Annotated in this window: 18 protein-coding genes; 17 read left to right on the forward strand and 1 reads right to left on the reverse strand. The window is 59.2% G+C overall.

Going from position 1 to position 15,842, the window contains the following annotated elements; all coding sequences use genetic code 11:
- The 14 genes from ACTO5E_RS06700 to ACTO5E_RS06765 all read left to right on the forward strand — a co-directional run.
- Positions 1 to 438, forward strand: a 438-nt coding sequence (locus tag ACTO5E_RS06700) for a carbohydrate ABC transporter permease (RefSeq protein ID WP_482302635.1), incomplete at its 5' end; no start/stop codon positions are given.
- A 64-nt stretch (positions 439 to 502) separates the two neighbouring features.
- A complete protein-coding gene (locus tag ACTO5E_RS06705; protein WP_482302636.1) occupies positions 503 to 1,351 on the forward strand; it encodes a carbohydrate ABC transporter permease in 849 nt (282 codons plus the stop codon).
- A 145-nt stretch (positions 1,352 to 1,496) separates the two neighbouring features.
- On the forward strand, positions 1,497 to 3,164 hold the full coding sequence (locus ACTO5E_RS06710) for a hypothetical protein (protein WP_482302637.1): 1,668 nt from the start codon (positions 1,497 to 1,499) through the stop codon (positions 3,162 to 3,164).
- A gap of 14 nt (positions 3,165 to 3,178) precedes the next feature.
- On the forward strand, positions 3,179 to 4,387 hold the full coding sequence (locus tag ACTO5E_RS06715) for an ABC transporter permease (protein WP_482302638.1): 1,209 nt from the start codon (positions 3,179 to 3,181) through the stop codon (positions 4,385 to 4,387).
- A 371-nt stretch (positions 4,388 to 4,758) separates the two neighbouring features.
- Positions 4,759 to 5,889, forward strand: a complete 1,131-nt coding sequence (gene tgt, locus ACTO5E_RS06720; RefSeq protein ID WP_482302639.1) for a tRNA guanosine(34) transglycosylase Tgt — start codon at positions 4,759 to 4,761, stop codon at positions 5,887 to 5,889.
- A gap of 92 nt (positions 5,890 to 5,981) precedes the next feature.
- Entirely contained in the window at positions 5,982 to 6,314 is a 333-nt protein-coding gene (gene yajC / locus ACTO5E_RS06725; protein ID WP_482302640.1) for a preprotein translocase subunit YajC, read from the forward strand.
- Between the two features lie 94 nt (positions 6,315 to 6,408).
- Entirely contained in the window at positions 6,409 to 6,786 is a 378-nt protein-coding gene (locus ACTO5E_RS06730; protein ID WP_482302641.1) for a TIGR04086 family membrane protein, read from the forward strand.
- Positions 6,787 to 6,895: 109 nt separating this feature from the next.
- The gene (locus tag ACTO5E_RS06735; protein ID WP_482302642.1) at positions 6,896 to 7,873 is read left to right on the forward strand and encodes a DUF4349 domain-containing protein; all 978 of its coding nucleotides are present in this window, start codon (positions 6,896 to 6,898) and stop codon (positions 7,871 to 7,873) included.
- A gap of 133 nt (positions 7,874 to 8,006) precedes the next feature.
- On the forward strand, positions 8,007 to 8,858 hold the full coding sequence (locus tag ACTO5E_RS06740; RefSeq protein ID WP_482302643.1) for a DUF3737 family protein: 852 nt from the start codon (positions 8,007 to 8,009) through the stop codon (positions 8,856 to 8,858).
- A 75-nt stretch (positions 8,859 to 8,933) separates the two neighbouring features.
- Positions 8,934 to 9,689 carry a YwaF family protein gene (locus ACTO5E_RS06745; protein ID WP_482302644.1) on the forward strand — a complete coding sequence of 252 codons (756 nt, stop codon included), beginning with the start codon at positions 8,934 to 8,936 and terminating at the stop codon, positions 9,687 to 9,689.
- A gap of 30 nt (positions 9,690 to 9,719) precedes the next feature.
- Positions 9,720 to 10,094 (forward strand): RidA family protein, encoded by a 375-nt coding sequence (locus tag ACTO5E_RS06750; RefSeq protein WP_482302645.1) that lies wholly within the window; start codon positions 9,720 to 9,722, stop codon positions 10,092 to 10,094.
- 188 nt (positions 10,095 to 10,282) lie between these two features.
- Complete coding sequence (locus ACTO5E_RS06755) at positions 10,283 to 11,299, forward strand: biotin--[acetyl-CoA-carboxylase] ligase (RefSeq protein WP_482302646.1); 1,017 nt, start codon at positions 10,283 to 10,285, stop codon at positions 11,297 to 11,299.
- Positions 11,289 to 11,843: a biotin transporter BioY gene (locus ACTO5E_RS06760; protein WP_482302647.1), complete on the forward strand. Its 555-nt coding sequence runs from the start codon at positions 11,289 to 11,291 to the stop codon at positions 11,841 to 11,843. Before ACTO5E_RS06755 ends, ACTO5E_RS06760 begins: the two co-directional genes overlap by 11 nt.
- A complete protein-coding gene (locus ACTO5E_RS06765; RefSeq protein WP_482302648.1) occupies positions 11,840 to 12,247 on the forward strand; it encodes a DUF1284 domain-containing protein in 408 nt (135 codons plus the stop codon). Before ACTO5E_RS06760 ends, ACTO5E_RS06765 begins: the two co-directional genes overlap by 4 nt.
- Here ACTO5E_RS06765 and ACTO5E_RS06770 read toward each other — a convergent pair.
- Entirely contained in the window at positions 12,225 to 13,094 is an 870-nt protein-coding gene (locus tag ACTO5E_RS06770; protein ID WP_482302649.1) for a hypothetical protein, read from the reverse strand. The two genes, ACTO5E_RS06765 and ACTO5E_RS06770, sit on opposite strands and share 23 nt — an antisense overlap.
- A 164-nt stretch (positions 13,095 to 13,258) precedes the next feature.
- On the opposite strand from ACTO5E_RS06770, the gene ACTO5E_RS06775 reads away from it, so the two are divergent.
- From ACTO5E_RS06775 to ACTO5E_RS06785, 3 genes are all read left to right on the forward strand, one after another.
- Positions 13,259 to 14,200 carry an AraC family transcriptional regulator gene (locus tag ACTO5E_RS06775; RefSeq protein WP_482302650.1) on the forward strand — a complete coding sequence of 314 codons (942 nt, stop codon included), beginning with the start codon at positions 13,259 to 13,261 and terminating at the stop codon, positions 14,198 to 14,200.
- Positions 14,201 to 15,538: a replication-associated recombination protein A gene (locus ACTO5E_RS06780; protein ID WP_482302651.1), complete on the forward strand. Its 1,338-nt coding sequence runs from the start codon at positions 14,201 to 14,203 to the stop codon at positions 15,536 to 15,538.
- 94 nt (positions 15,539 to 15,632) lie between these two features.
- Positions 15,633 to 15,842, forward strand: a 210-nt coding sequence (locus ACTO5E_RS06785; RefSeq protein WP_482302652.1) for a hypothetical protein, incomplete at its 3' end; no start/stop codon positions are given.

Raw genomic sequence — 15,842 nt, forward strand, 5'->3', positions numbered from 1 at the left:
GGTCTTTCCACTGTAGAGTGGATGGACAGCCCCACTGCCTTTTGGGTGCTGGTGGGGAGCTATCTGTGGAAGAACCTGGGCTATGACGTGGTGCTGTGGATGGCAGGGCTGTCCAGCATCTCCAACGCCATTTATGAGGCGGCGCGCATTGACGGGGCGGGGGAGTGGACCATCTTCCGGCGCATTACGCTGCCCTGTCTGCTGCCTACGCTGTTCACCGTGTCGGTGCTGTCGCTGCTCAACTCCTTCAAGGTGTTCCGGGAGGCCTATCTGGTGGCGGGGGACTACCCCCACCGGAGCATGTACCTGCTGCAGCACCTGTTCAACAACTGGTTCCGGGACCTGTCCTTTGACCGGATGGCGGCGGGGGCGGTGCTGACGGCTATGGTCATACTATGCCTGATCGGGCTGCTGCGCAAGGGCTTTGACAGAGAATGAGGGGGAGGCCGCTCGCCGGCCTCTGCCCGTAAACAACGGAAAGGGAGAGAAAGGGGGAAGCGCGGTGAAACCAGGACGGATTGCTGCCATGGCCCTGCTGGCCGGACTGGCGGTGTTGGTGTGCAGCCCGGCGGTGATTCTCGTCTCCGGCTGCATAATGGACGGGGATGAGCTGAGGCTTTATCTGAGCCCGGTACTGCTGGAAAATCGAACAAGCTTTGCCAGCTGGAGCCTTTTGCCCCAGACCCCCAGCCTGCGCTCTGTGGTGGAGCTGCTGCTGGACTCTCCGGAATTCTTTCATATGTTCTGGAACTCCATAGCCATTACAGGGGGCATTTTGCTGGGCCAGCTGCTGGTGGGGGCTCCGGCGGCCTGGGGCTTTGCCCGCTACCGCTTTCCGCTGCGGGGGCCGCTGTTCACCCTGTACCTGATTTTGATGCTCATGCCCTTTCAGGTTACCATGCTGTCCAGCTATCTGGCCCTGGACCGGATGAGGCTGAACGACACCCTGTGGGCGGTGATTCTGCCCGGGGCGTTCTCTACCTTTCCCGTGTTCATTATGTACCGCTTTTTCCGGGCCATTCCTGAGGCGATCATTGAGTCTGCCAGACTGGACGCCCGCAACGCTTTTCAGATCTTCTGGCATATTGGGGTCCCCTTGGGCTCGGCGGGCATTGTCTCTGCCCTGGTGCTGGGCTTTTTGGAGAGCTGGAACCTGATTGAGCAGCCTATGGCTTTCCTAAAAAACAAGACGCTCTGGCCTCTGTCCCTGTACCTGCCCAATATTGGACTGAGCGACGCGGGCCCGGCCTTTGCGGGAGCAGTGCTCACGTTGGCGCCGGCTTTTCTGGTGTTTCTCAGCGGGCGGGACCACCTGGAACAGGGGATTGTGGCCTCTGCCGTAAAGGAGTAGAAAATAAGGGCCAGGGTGCTGATTGGATGAAAAGGATGCTTGTAAGCGGCGGGCAGAGAGCTTTTCCCTGTCTGCATAAAATGTGGCCAGCAAGGTCATAGGCTGATATCTGACGAAAAACTTACCGAGAGAGAGGACGTCCACCATGGGCAATCAACACATGCGGCACTACCGGGCGCATCGCCCTGCGCCTCAGCCGGCAACGGAAAAGCCAAAGGCCAGCTTGTCCCGGCGGGCTATCCGGTATATGGGGGGCTTTTTGCTGCTGATGGCGCTGTTTACGCTGCTCTCACGGGCAGCGGACGGGCTGACCATTCCTCAGGTCGCTTTGGCTTACCCATCCAAGGGGACTATTGACCGGACCATGACCGGCTTTGGCAAGGTGGAGGAGCTGTCCGCCCAGGCAGTCACCACCGAGCCGGGGCTGCGGGTGGCGGGGATTGGGGTGAAGCCGGGCGCAGTGGTAGAGCAGGGCGCGCCCCTGTTTACCCTGGACGCCGCCGACCTGGAGGACAAGCTGGCCCAGGCCCGGGAGACGCTTCAGCGGCTGGATATGGATTTGCAGGACCGGGCCAGCCGGGAGAGCCTTTCCGCCCAGGACCAGGCCCGGGCGTTGCAGCGGGCCAATGAGGACTATGCCGCTGCCAAGTCCAGCGGAGACAAGGAGGTGGAGCGGGCGGCCAAGACGCTGAACGAGGCCAAGGCCAAGCTGAACGCCGCCGCGCCTCCGGTGGGAGAGCTCTCCGCTTTGGAATCCGCATGCGCCCAGACCGCTGAAAAGCTGCGGCTGGCTGAGGAGGAGCTGACCCGTTTGCAGAATGAGTTGGAGGAGAAGGTCGCTCAGGCCCGGAAGGAGGCGGAGGAGGCCCAGGAGGACCCGGACCAGCGGGAAGCTCAGGTTCGGGAGGAGTATCAGCCCAGGCTGGACGAGGCCGGGCTTCAGGCAGACGCCGCCCGGCAGGAGAAGGCCTCTGCCGACAACGCGCTGGCTGCGTACACCGAGGCCAGTACGCAGCTTCAGCTTCTGCGGGACAGTGTGGACGCGGCACAGCAAAACTATGACCGGGCGGTGGAGAGCCGGGAGAATGCCCTGCGCTCCGCCAGCCGGCAGGTGGAGGACGCTCAGCGTCCTCAGGCTCAGGACAGCTCAGGCAAAAAGGCGGAGCTGGACCGGGAGCATCAGGCCCAACAGGTGGCCCGGCTGGAAGCGCTGGTAAAGGATGGGGGCGTGGTGCGGGCGCCCTGCTCTGGTACTGTCACGGGAGTCAGCCTTACAGTGGGAATGCCTACGCCGGATGGAACGGCGCTGCTGCTGGCCGGGGAGGCCAACGGCGGGGTGTTCACGGCCCAGTTTCCTGTGGAGCTGGAAAAATATCTGTCTCCCGGCGACGAGGCGGTGATCAAGCTGGGCAGCGGCCGGCCCCCCATTGAGGGGCTGAGGCTGGAAACCGTTACGGTCAGCCCTACTGATTCTGGCCTGCTGGACGTGACGGTTCGCCCTCCGGAGGGCGTGCTGGCTATTGGCACGGCGGCAGAGCTGGAGGTGCGCCGCAAGTCGGAGGAGTACCCCTGCCGGGTGCCTTTGAGCGCCCTGCATGAGGACAACGGCGTGTATTTTTTGTTGGTGACCCAGGAGAAGGCGGGATTGCTTGGCACTGAGCTTACCGCCTCCCGCCGGGATGTGACGGTGCTGGAAAAAAACGAGACCATGGCAGCTATTCAGCAGGGAGACCTGGATTGGGGGCAGGGCTTTCTGGCAGCCTCTGCCAAGCCAGTCAATACAGGCGACCGGATTCGCCTGGAGGTCCCGTGAGAGCCGGGCGGTGGATGAGGGCAGCTGCCTGCGGGCTGTTCTTTTTGTGCTTTGCTCTGGCCAGAGGGGCGGCATGGGAGTTGGAGGCCCAGGACCTGGACGGTCTGCGGCTGTTGGTTATGGACCGGGAGCTTACCGGGCAGGACGGGATAGATATGAGGGAACGGGAGCAGCTACGGGAGCGGCCCTCTGCCTTTGTGCTTTGGGGCCAGCGGGACAGCGTGACGGTGGAAAACCGGGACCTGAACCGCTTTGCGTCCTGCGGGAAGATCGTGTTGTGGGGCAATGCCCGGCTGCTGCTGGGCGCGACTGCGTCTTTGGAGGAAAATGACCAGGACGGATGTCTCATAGACAGGAGCACGGCCATGGCCTTGTTTGGAGTTCCTGCTCCGGTGGGCAGCCGGGTGGACCTGGGAGGAGAGCAGCGGGTGGTGCGGGGCGTTTTGGAGACGGACCGGCCTTTGGTTGTGCTCCCAGCCGCCTCCCGGGACGCGGGACTGGACCATTTGACCCTGCGCACACCGGAGGGGGAGCACCCTCGTTTGACGGCGGAGGACTTTGCAGCCCGGAACGGCCTCACCGGCGTTTGGAGCCAGCCCTGGACCCTGGCGGTTCTGGGCCGGTGGCTGTCGCTTTTGCCGGTTTTGGTTCTGCTGCTGGGGGAGGTCTTTCGGAATATCTGGGCCGCTTTTTCGCCGGAAGGGGGGCGGGGGAGGCTCTGGCTCTGCATTGTCCTTGCCGGGGCGATGTGGTTTCTGCTGCTTTGGCTGACAGAGTTCCGTTTTCAGCTGCCGGAGGAGATGATTCCCAACCGCTGGTCTGACTTTGATTTTTGGGGCCGGTTGTTCGCTGAAAAGCGCGAGGAGCTGCTGCAGGCCTTGTCCTCAGAAAAAACCGTACCGGAGCTGGAGCTGCTTCTGCCGGCACTGCAAGCGGCGGGTTTGGGGGTGTTGGCAGCGTTGCTGGCGCCTCTGCTGCCCCGCCCTGCCAGTCCGGCAGAGCTGTGGGTTTGCTGCGCCGGGGGGGCGGTGATGGCCTTTGCCGCGTCGGTTTGCCTGTCGTCCGGCCTTGCCCACGACCGGGCCCTGTGGCTGACCCTGCCGGTGGTTTTTGGAGGCCGCTGGCTGCTTTCGGTGTTTTCCAGCGGGGTGTTCAGGGGACAGCTGTGGAGGCGTGTTCTGAGGAAGTTGGATTCTGCGGTCCAGAGAGAAAGAGTTGACTGAGGCTCGCTTTTTCTGGGAAGCAGCGTGGGGTGGACTTGCCTGTACAAGTTGGTTCTTTTGGCTGCTTGTGAAGCGTGGTTTTGGTTCTGGATGGCTGTTTCAACGAGTTAGGGGGGATCTTGTTTTTGGGGCTGTATGGTGTGGTTTAAGTTGGGGGAGGACTGTAATCACAGGGGATGGTCTCGCTTTATTGTTGAATGACTTGAGTTGTGCTGCATAGTGAGAGGGGGCGGTTTGCCGCTCTCTTGTTTTGGCAGGATTTGCGGGAAATGCGCCGGTCGGTTCTGCTGGGGGCTTTTGTCTGCAGAAAACCATTGAAAACCAGTCGGAAGCCGTGTATAATAGACCCATCACATTGTTGGGAGGAATCCATGTACCGGTTATTGAAAAAAGAGGGAGCTGCCCGCCGGGGAGAATTTGCCACGGTCCACGGCACGGTGCAGACCCCTGGATTTATGAACGTGGCCACAGCGGGAGCCATCAAGGGGGCTGTTTCCGCTTATGATTTGAAGGAGCTGGGCTGTCAGGTGCAGCTGTGCAACACCTACCATCTGCATCTGCGCCCAGGGGACGAGACGGTCAGGGCGTTGGGCGGCGTGCGGCGTTTTACCGGCTGGGAGGGCCCGGTGCTCACTGACAGCGGCGGCTTTCAGGTGTTCTCACTGGCCAAGCTTCGGAGCATCCGGGAGGAGGGGGTCACCTTTGCCTCTCATATCGACGGCCGTAAAATTTTTATGGGGCCGGAGGAGAGTATGCGCATCCAGTCCAATCTGGGCTCTACCATTGCCATGGCCTTTGACGAGTGTGTGGAGAACCCCGCGCCCTATGAGTACGCAAAGGCCTCCTGCGCCCGCACTGTCCGCTGGCTGGAACGCTGCAAGACGGAGATGGCCCGGCTCAACAGCCTAGAGGACACCCTGAACCCCCGGCAAATGCTGTTCGGCATTAACCAGGGCTGCACCTACAGGGACCTGCGGGTGGAGCATATGAAGCGCATTGCCGCCATGGACCTGGACGGCTACGGCATTGGGGGGCTGGCGGTGGGGGAGCCCGCTGAGGAGATGTATGCCATCATCGAGGCCATTGAGCCCCATATGCCTGAGGATAAAATCCGCTACCTGATGGGGGTGGGCACCCCTGTCAATATTTTAGAGGCTGTGAGCCGGGGCGTGGACCTGTTCGACTGCGTGATGCCCACCCGCAACGCCCGGCATGGCCATGCCTTTACCAGCGAGGGTGTGCGCAATCTGCTTAACGCGAAATATACTTTGGACGAGAGCCCTCTGGACTCCCGGTGCGGCTGTCCGGTCTGTCAGAAATTCAGCCGGGCCTACCTGCACCACCTGTTTAAGGCGGGAGAGATGCTTGCCATGCGGCTGACGGTGATGCATAATCTGTATTTTTATAACCATCTGCTTGCAGACATCCGCCAGGCCCTGGACGAGGGGCGTTTTGCGGAGTTTTACCAAGAAAAAATACAGGTGCTGGGAAAGAGGATTTAGCTTCTGTCTGGAATAAAAAGATTTTACTTGCAAGCGGGGGCTTTTCCTGTTATAATCAGTGGTAATCACTGGAAGGGATGTGTTGACACAAGATGTACAACCTAAAGGTACTGGACGCGGCGGCAGCCGGAGCGGGCGGAGGCATGAGCCTGATCGTGATGATTTTGGTTTACGGCCTGTTTTTTGTGGCGCTCTATTTTATTTTCTTCCGTCCCCAGAACAAGAAGAAGAAAAAAGAGGCTGAGATGCGCAAAAACGCCCAGGTGGGGGACGAGATCACCACCATTGGCGGCATCTGCGGACGGATTGTGGCAGTAAAGGACGAGTCTGATTCTGTCATCATTGAGACCGGCAGCGACAAATCCAAGCTGCGGGTCAAGCGTTGGTCCATTGGCAGTGTGGACACTGTGCATGAGGATGACTGATCTTTTTTGAGGTAGGCATAAGAAGGCCTTACGGTTCATACAGATAGCACAGGTAGGAACCTGTGAATCTGATGAGTTGTGAGGTCTTTTTGTTATGAAATGGGTTAAAGCAATGGCGTTTTCCGCCCTGATTACCGCGGCAGCGGGTATGCTGCTGCTGTCCATCGCGGCCTTTGCCGTCTGCCGCAGCGGGTCTCTGCCCAGGGGGTCCCTGGCTCTGATTACTACGCTGATCGCCTGCGGCGCGGTTTTTCTGGGGGGCTTTTTCCCGGCTCTGTCCCTGCGGGAAAAAGGTCTGCTGCTGGGGCTGGGAGCCGGAGCCCTGTTTTTGGCGGTGGCGGGGTTGGTGACTGTGCTGTCCTTTGGGGGGCAGCTGACCCCTGCCAGCGGGGGCAAGGCGGCGGCTGTGCTGCTTAGCGGCGCCATTGGCGGTATTTTGGGGGCCAACCGGAAGCGCAGGGTGAAGTTTTAAGGAAGCAGGCCCCTTTACAATCCTGTAATTCCTGGTTACAGCTGTGCAATTTCTCTTGAAATATCTCCCCGATTCCCCTATAATATAGATAAAAACAAGGGGGATGAGTATGAACATGAAGTGGAGGCATATCACAGCTCTGGCTTTGGCGATTTTGCTGACGCTGTCCCTTTCCGCCTGCGGAGGCAGTGGGAATCGTGCGGACCAAGGCGCGAAGGCGGAATCCACCGCCGTTGAGGCTGAGGGCTTTGACACGGTTGGCGATGAGCCCGCTGAGGAGGCTGCCCCAGAGGAGGCCGGAGCGAGTGGAGGCGGGGAGGCTGTCGACCCCCAGGATGAGAGCCGGAAGCGAATCGTCACGGTTCATATGGAGGCGGAGACCAGAGAGTACGACGGCTTTCTCGAGTGGCTTAACACCCGGCTGGCAGAGGCGGGGGGCTATACGGAGAATTCAGAGATGTACGCCTATGACGAGCATAGCCGCTCCTGTCAGCTGAAGCTTCGGGTGCCGGCAGACCGGCTGGACGGGTTTCTCTCCGCTATGGGGGAGAACTGCAATGTGCTCAGCCGCTCTGTCAACGAGGAGGATGTTACCCTGAGCTATGTTGACGCCCAGAGCTACCGGGACGCGCTGCGGGTGGAGCAGGAGCGTCTGCTGGAGCTGTTGGAGCAGGCGCAGAGCCTGGAGGACATCCTCAGCCTGGAGGACAGGCTGACCACGGTGCGCTATCAGCTGCAAAATTATGAATCTACCCTGCGGGTTTATGACAGCCAGATCAATTACAGCACGGTACATCTGGAGCTGCGGGAGGTACGGGAGCTCACGGAGCCTGCCCCCGAGAGCTGGGGCAGCCGGGCCTGGGCCGGTATGCGGGAAAATGCCCGAGACATTGTGGTTTTCTTCCAGGAGCTGGGGCTGTTTGTAGTGACTCATCTGCCCACGCTGGTTCTGTTGGCGGCAGTGGCTGCGGTGGTATTGCTGCTCACGGCCAAACGCCGGCGTCAGGCCCGGGAGAGCAAAAGACAGCAGAAGGAGCTGCTTCGGGCCATGCAGCAGAGCGCGGAAAAGGGTGAGGAGAAGAAATAACGGCTGCTATGCCTTTGGAGCATAGGGTGGTATGCTTTTCAGGTACTTGTGTTTTGGAAGAAAGTGGAGTATAATGGTATACAATCCATCCGCGCCTGTGGGCGGGGAGACTTTCCCAAAAAGGAGTATCAGCATGACAATGATAGAGAACAAGACCTTTGACCAGGAGCGGGCCCTGTATGGCAGCACGGGGATCACGGTGCGCGACTGCTCCTTTGACGGCCCGGCTGACGGGGAGAGCGCCTTTAAGGAGTGCCGGGATGTTCGCGTGGAGCGGAGCTTTTTTAACCTGCGCTATCCCTTCTGGCATAACGAGGGGCTGACCATCCAGGACTGTCATATGACCGACCTTTGCCGGGCGGCGCTTTGGTATACTCATCAGGTGGAGATCAGCGGCACACGCCTTCACGGCATCAAGGCCCTGCGGGAGTGCGGCGATGTAACCATGCGGGACTGCCATGTGATTTCGCCGGAGTTCGGCTGGTTTGTACAGGGCATTGCCATGGAGCGCTGCCAGGTGGAGGGCGAGTATTTTATGATGCGGTCTACCCGCCTGCGCTTTGACGATGTGACGCTGAAGGGGAAATATTCTTTCCAGTACATTGAGGATTCGGAGTTTGACAACTGCAATTTTGACACCAAGGACGCCTTTTGGCACGCCAAAAATGTGACGGTGCGCAACAGCACCATCAAGGGCGAATATCTGGCCTGGTACTGCGAGAATGTCACCTTTGAGAACTGCAAGATCATCGGCACCCAGCCCCTTTGCTACTGCAAGGGCCTGAGGCTGGTGAACTGCGAGATGATTGACACGGATCTGAGCTTTGAAAGGTCCCAGGTAGAGGCCAGCCTTACCGCGCCTATTCTCAGCATCAAAAACCCCCTCAGCGGCCATATCTGTGTGCCTGCTGTGGAGGAGATCATCCGGGACGACCCGGCCTGCACAGGGGAAATTCTTGTGTGCAAGCAGTGCTGCTGTGTGTGAACGGGTATATTTTAGCATAATAAGCGCATAGTATGGGGTAATTTGTAACGGAGGCGTTCTGCTGCTGTCAAGCCTATGGAATATTTTTGGGACACCGAATACACCATACTTCCGGGCCAGGGATTTGCGCTCTTTGGCTCTGGGCATCTTTTTTGGCTGCTCTTTGGAGTGGGCCTGAGCCTTGTGCTGTGCCGCTGTTTTTACCAATGGGGAGAGCGTACCCGGCGGCTGTGCCTAGGCATGACAGCCGGTCTGCTGGCGGCTGACGAGCTGTTGAAATACGGCGTTGCTTTGGGAAGCGGGGCGTTTCGGCCCTCGTTTTTGCCCCTTCATCTTTGCAGCATCCACATTTTTTGCATCATTGCCGACGCCCTGCGGCCCAGTGTGTATGTGCGGGAGGAGCTCTTTGCGGTGTGCCTGCCGGGTGCGCTGCTGGCGTTGATTTTTCCGGGCTGGGCCTATTTGCCCTTGGCAAACGCTCTTTGCATACACAGCTTTTCGGCCCATATTCTCTTGCTGCTCTACCCAATGCTGGTGTTGTCAGAGGGCTTTCGACCTCAATTCCGGCGTTTTTTGCGCACGCTGCCGTTTTTGCTTCTGACTGTGGCGGCAGTATACGGAGTCAATCGAATTTTGGGCACCAACTTCATGTTTCTCAGCCGGGCGGGTGAGGGGAATCCGCTGGCCTGGTTTGAGAGCTTTCTGGGCAGTCCGGGGTATTTGCTGGGTATTCCCATTATGGCCGGGGGATGCTGGGGGCTCTTGTATGGCGTTGCCGGACGCTGGAAAAGGCTCGGCGGGGCTTGCAAGTTTTGGAAAAATAGGATATAATTGTCACAAACCGATCAGGAGGGATGTCCCATGAACAAAACCATTACCGCTGAAAACGCCCCTGCCGCAGTGGGGCCCTATTGCCATGCCAAGCTGGCGGGCAACACCCTTTATACCTCCGGCCAGCTGGGGCTGTCGCCCGCCACCGGCGAGCTGCCCCAGGGAGTAGAGGCTCAGGCTACTCAGGCGCTGGAAAACCTGCAGGCTGTGTTGGCTGCGGCTGGCATGACCTGCGCCGACGTGGTGAAAACCACAGTTTTTTTGGCTGACATCAACGATTTCGCCGCAATCAACGCCATTTATGCCCGGTATTTTACCGGAGAGGCCCCTGCACGCTCCTGTGTGCAGGTTGCCGCTCTGCCGAAGGGCGCGCTGTTTGAAATTGAGGCAGTTGCGGTAAAGTAAGGAACAAGCAAAAAAAACAGGCAGAAAGCACTGTCCTTTGAGCATGACTCTCAGAGGGCGGTGTTTTTCTGCCTGTTTTTTGAGACGGTTGTCACCTGTGGGAGCCAGATCTCGTTGACAATCAAGGGCCGGTATGTTACGATAGGGACATGATTTCGGAATCAGAATAAAAAACAAGGGGGAGCGGAATGGAGATATCCGATCGGATTTTGGAGCTCTTACAGGACAGCAAGACCAGTGTGTCCGGCGAGGAGATGGCGGAGCAGCTGGGCATTACACGCAATTCTGTGTGGAAGGCGGTGCAGAAGCTGCGTCAGTCGGGGTATGAGATTGCGGCCGCTACCAACAAGGGCTACCGGCTGGTCTCTGAGAGCGGCGTACTCAGTCCCGAAAATATCCGCCGGTATCTGGACAGGAGCCTTTCTGACGTGGCCATTGATGTGCGTGAGGTGGTGTCCTCTACCAACACGGTGCTGAAGGGGCTGGCCGAGAAGGGCGGCCGGGAGGGCATGGTGGTGATTGCCCAGCGTCAGGAGGGGGGCAAGGGCCGGATGGGGCGAAGCTTTTACTCCCCAAAGGGCTCGGGGCTTTACATGAGCATTCTGCTGCGGCCGGAGCTGGCGGCGGAGGAGTCTTTGGCAATTACCACGGCTGCGGCAGTGGCAGTGGCAGAGGCCATTGACCGGATTACCGGGCAGCGCGCCCAGATCAAGTGGGTGAATGATGTTTACCTTTATGGGAAGAAGGTCTGCGGCATTCTCACAGAGGCCTCTCTGGATTTTGAGAGCGGTGGACTGAATTACGCTGTGCTGGGAATTGGCGTGAATGTGCAGGAGCCCCCTGGGGGCTTTCCGGCAGAGCTGGCCAGTCTGGTGGGCGCTATTTTTCCCGGCGGGGCCCCGGAGGGCTCCAGAAACCGGCTGGCCGCAGAGATTCTGAACCGCTTCTTTGCCAGCTACCGCCAGCTTCCTCAGCGGGGGTTCATGGAGCAGTACCGCTCCCGCCTGCTGCTGCAGGGGATGGAGATCGCCTTTCAGCAGGGCAGCAGCCAGTGGGAGGGGGTCGTTTTGGGAGTGGACGATGAAGCCCGCCTGCTGGTGCGGCTGTCTGACGGACAGGAAAAGGCCTTTGGAGCCGGTGAAGTCAATATAATGAAAAAGAGCCTGAAAAAGGCTCAGGAAAGGGAGAATAAACATGAAGCTTGAGATGAAAAACCCGGTGCAAAAAACAGTGTTTGTTGGAGTGCTGGCAGCGGTGCTGGCGGTACTCTCCCAGATATCCGTCCCCATGCCCAGCGGCGTGCCGGTGACGCTGCAGACCTTTGCTGTCGCGCTGTGCGGCTGTGTGCTGGGCCCGGCCATGGGTACGGCGGCAGTGGGCGTCTACCTGACCCTGGGTGCGGTGGGCGTGCCGGTGCTGGCTGGATTTGGCGGGGGATTTGGCTCGTTTTTGGGCGTGACCGGGGGCTTTTTGTGGGGCTTTCTGCCCATGGCGCTGTTGTGCGGACTGGGCAGCCGGGCCGGGAACAAGGCAGTCGTTATTTCGCTGGGAATGGCGGGGCTGCTGGCCTGTCATCTGTGCGGGGTGGTTCAGTTTGCTTTGGTGATGTCTGTGTCCTTCCCGCAGGCTTTTTTCACGGTCAGCCTGCCTTATCTGATTAAGGATGTGGTGTCTGTGGTTCTGGCCTATTTCACGGCAATGGCGGTTATTGCCAGTCTGAAAAAGGCCGGTCTGGGAGGTGCGGCTTGAAGCTGCGGGGCCACCATATTTTCTGCACAAGGCTTTTCTCTGGGCATGGGTATGACCAGGCTTTTGCGGAGAATATGGGAAGGATTATAGAGGCTGGCAAGTCAGGAGAGTCTTTGAGAGTATGCACGGAACAGGACACGGTGTGCGCCGCTTGTCCCAATCGTCAGCCGGACGGTGGGTGTGAGCTGGGGTCTGACGATGTTCTGCACCGGGATTTGGCTGCGCTGAAGGTTCTGAGGCTGAGCCCGGGACAGGAGCTTGCCTGGGAGCAGGCGGAGGGATTGCTGCGGGGAATTACCGAGGAGGATTTTGCCCAGGTATGCAGCGGCTGCCGCTGGGCCAAGGAGGGGCTCTGCTCCTATCAGCTGCTGATGGAGCGGGTCAGGCCCGCAGATAATGGGTAGCCCGCCCCAGGCCCAGCCGCTGAACAGAGCCCGCTTTGACCATTGCGCCCAGCACCGCTTCTATGGTGGTGAGGCTGACCTCGGGCAGGGCCGCGCTGATCTGCGCTTTTGAGACAGGGACAGGGCTGCCCAGCACAAGGAGCTCGATTTGCTCCCGCTTGGAGAGCTTGGGACTGGGCAGCGCGGCCTGGACGTCTGTGCAGGCCAGGTAGAGCAGGGAGAGAAAGGCTTCCAGATAGGGCAGATAGTCGCAGCTGTTTTCTGCCCAATGCATAGCCGACTGGGCGAGTGCACGGTCGTAATAGAAATAGAATCTGCATATTTTTTCTTCCAGCATCACAAACCGGTACGCATCCAGACCGGACCGGTACAGCAGCAGCCGGGCAAGCAGCAGCGCGGCGCCATGAGAGACAGTCTGAGCGGGGGAGAGGCAGATCAGGTCCAGAGCCACGCAGGGAATGAGCAGGAGGGGGTCCGCCCCCTCCTGCTTTGCGGTGCGGCAGACAGAAAGAAGCAGGCTCAGCGTCTGCTTCTTTTCCATATCCAGGGCAGCGTCCTCTGGCAGAAGCAGGCGGCAGATATGCAGAAAATCCTCCTCATCCAGCGCGGCCTTGTCCTGAAGCAGCAGGATTTCTTCCAATGCCTGGCCATAGCTGGGAAGGCTCAGCTCTGGCAGGGGGGAGGCTGAGGGGTTATTTTTCGCAGTCAATGCCCTTTTTTCCCGGGCAGAGGCATGCTTCAGCTGCCGGGCAAGCAGGCTGCTCTGCCAGCGAAGTGTGGAGAGGAGGCTGGAAAGCCCCGGAGAGAGCGGCAGAGCGGACAAGAACGAGTAGTCGAAATGGCGCATGTGGGACCTTCTTTCTGCATAATATGAAGATATTATACCAAGCTCTTGGGAGAAATGCAACGGCCTCTCTGGTTTTTCTGCATATTTTTCGACGCAGGCGGCGCGTGTGCTGGGACTTGCTTTTCAGCATGGAATGGATTATAATAGCAGCAAGAGGGATCGCTATGGAATTATTTCTTGATGATCAAAACCGGGAGCTGAAGCCTCATGGCACCTACGGCTTTCCGGTCTACGCGGACAAAAAGCCTATCTCCTCCTATCCCACGGGCTCCTTTCCCTGGCATTGGCACGACGAGGTGGAGTTCACGCTGGCGGTGTCGGGCAGTATGGAGTACCGGGTCAACGACTGCCGCTATCTTCTGGAAACGGGGCAGGGGCTGTTTTGCAACTCGGGGGCGCTGCATGCGGGCAGTATGGCCGGGGGAGACTGCGAATATATTTCTCTCACCTTTCATCCCCGTTTGCTGGCTGGGTTTGACGGCAGCACCATTGGGGCTAAATATGTCACACCCTTTACAGAGAGCCATTCGGTTTCTTCCCTGCTGTTGACGCGGGAGGTCGGTTGGCAGGAGGAGGCTTTGGACCGGCTGAGCCAGGTTTACAGCCTCTGCCGGGAACGGAGCCCCCTGTATGAGCTGCATGTGCAGAGGCTGCTGACAGAGGTATGGCTGCGGCTCTATGAGAACTGCGGGGAAAAGGCCCAGAGGGGCCCTGGGGAGGACACGGAGAAGCTGCGGCGGCTGCGGACCATTCTCTCCTACCTTCATGAGCATTATTCGGAGAAGCTGGCGTTGGAGGACGTGGCCCGGCAGGTGGGCCTGTGCAAAAGCGAGTGCTGCCGCTTTTTTAAAAGGCAGATGGGAACCTCTCTGTTTGACTATTTGCTGGACTACCGGGTGGGCAAAAGTCTGGCCTACCTGAAGGAGGGCAGGCCGGTGAACGAGGCGGCTGCTGCTGCGGGCTTTGGGGACCCCTCCTACTTTGCCAAGGTCTTCCGGCTGCGGACAGGGCGTTCTCCCAGCGCGTACCGGAGGGAGGTTGGCCAGGGGCGGGACCTGTCCCCAGAGCCTGGCAAAGCGGAACCAGAAAAGGGAGCGGATACTTAGATGGAACAGACACATTTTTTTGAGGCCGACCCGGCGGATACTCCTCTGGCTACCCGGATGCGTCCCCGGAGCCTGGATGAATTTGCCGGGCAGACCCATCTGCTGGGGCCGGGGAAGGTGCTGCGCCAGCTCATAGACCGGGACCATGTGCCCTCCATGATCTTCTGGGGCCCGCCGGGGGTGGGAAAGACCACTCTGGCCCGGATTATCGCCGGGCGCACCCGGTCCAATTTTATCAATTTCAGCGCGGTGACCAGCGGCATCAAGGAGATCAAGGAGGTTATGAACGAGGCGGAGCGCACCCGTATGCTGGGGGAGCGCACCATTCTCTTTGTGGACGAGATCCACCGGTTTAACAAGGCCCAGCAGGACGCTTTTCTGCCCTTTGTGGAGCGGGGGAGTATTGTACTGATCGGGGCGACCACCGAGAACCCCTCCTTTGAGGTGAACTCGGCGCTTCTGTCCCGGTGCAAGGTGTTTGTGCTGCAGGCCTTGGGGACAGAGGACCTGGTGGGGCTGCTGCGCCGGGCCATTGACGACCCCCGGGGCTTTGGCGGTCAGAATGTGCAGATGGATGAGGACATGCTGGCCATGGTAGCTAATTTTGCCAACGGGGACGCCCGCACGGCTTTGGGGACCCTGGAAATGGTCATTCTCAACGCCCAGCGGGAGGAGGACCGGGTGACGGTCACCAAGGAGATTATTGAGCAGTGCGTCAACAAAAAGTCTCTGCTTTACGACAAGAATGGGGAGGAGCATTACAACCTTATCTCCGCCCTGCACAAGTCCATGCGCAACAGCGACCCGGACGCGGCGGTGTACTGGCTGGCCCGGATGCTGGAGGCAGGGGAGGACCCTCTCTATGTGGCCCGGCGGATCATTCGTTTTGCCAGCGAGGATGTAGGGCTGGCGGACAGCCGGGCTTTGGAGCTGGCTGTGGCGGCTTATCAGGCCAGTCACTTTATTGGTATGCCGGAGTGCACGGTGAATCTGGCCCACGCGGTGGTGTATCTCTCTCTGGCTCCCAAGTCCAACGCCTTAGAGGCCGCCTATATGGCTGCTGCCGCTGACGCTCAGAAAATGCTGGCGGAGCCGGTACCGCTGGTCATTCGCAACGCGCCCACCCGGCTGATGAAGGAGCTGGACTATGGCAAGGGCTATCAGTATGCCCATGACTATGAGGAGAAGCTAACCGCCATGCAGTGCCTGCCGGACTCGCTGAAGGATAAAAAATATTATGTCCCCACCAACCAGGGGAGCGAGGCCCGGCACGGGGAGCGGCTGCGGCAGATTTTGGAGTGGAAGCGGGCTCAGCGGGAGAGGGAGGAAAAGAAATAAAATGACAGCCCAAATGGCAGAAAGCGTTACGGAGGAATATTATTCGCGCTTTTGCGGGACAGAGCTTTCGGGGCTTGGCCGGGGGAGGCATCTTGTGTGCTCTGCTGAGCGTGACGAGTATTTGAAAGCATACGGCTGTAAATTCTCTATATGGATATTGGTAAGGGACGGTTTATGCGCCGGGGCGTATTCTCCCAAATATCGGGCGTTTTTTGAGGAATTCAAGGATGGCGGCGGGGAAATCATTCCTTCTCTGAGCCAGCGGTTCCCGATGAAGCAGAGGGCGCTGATGGTGTTTGAGAGG

The organism is Acutalibacter sp. (genome assembly GCF_056800975.1).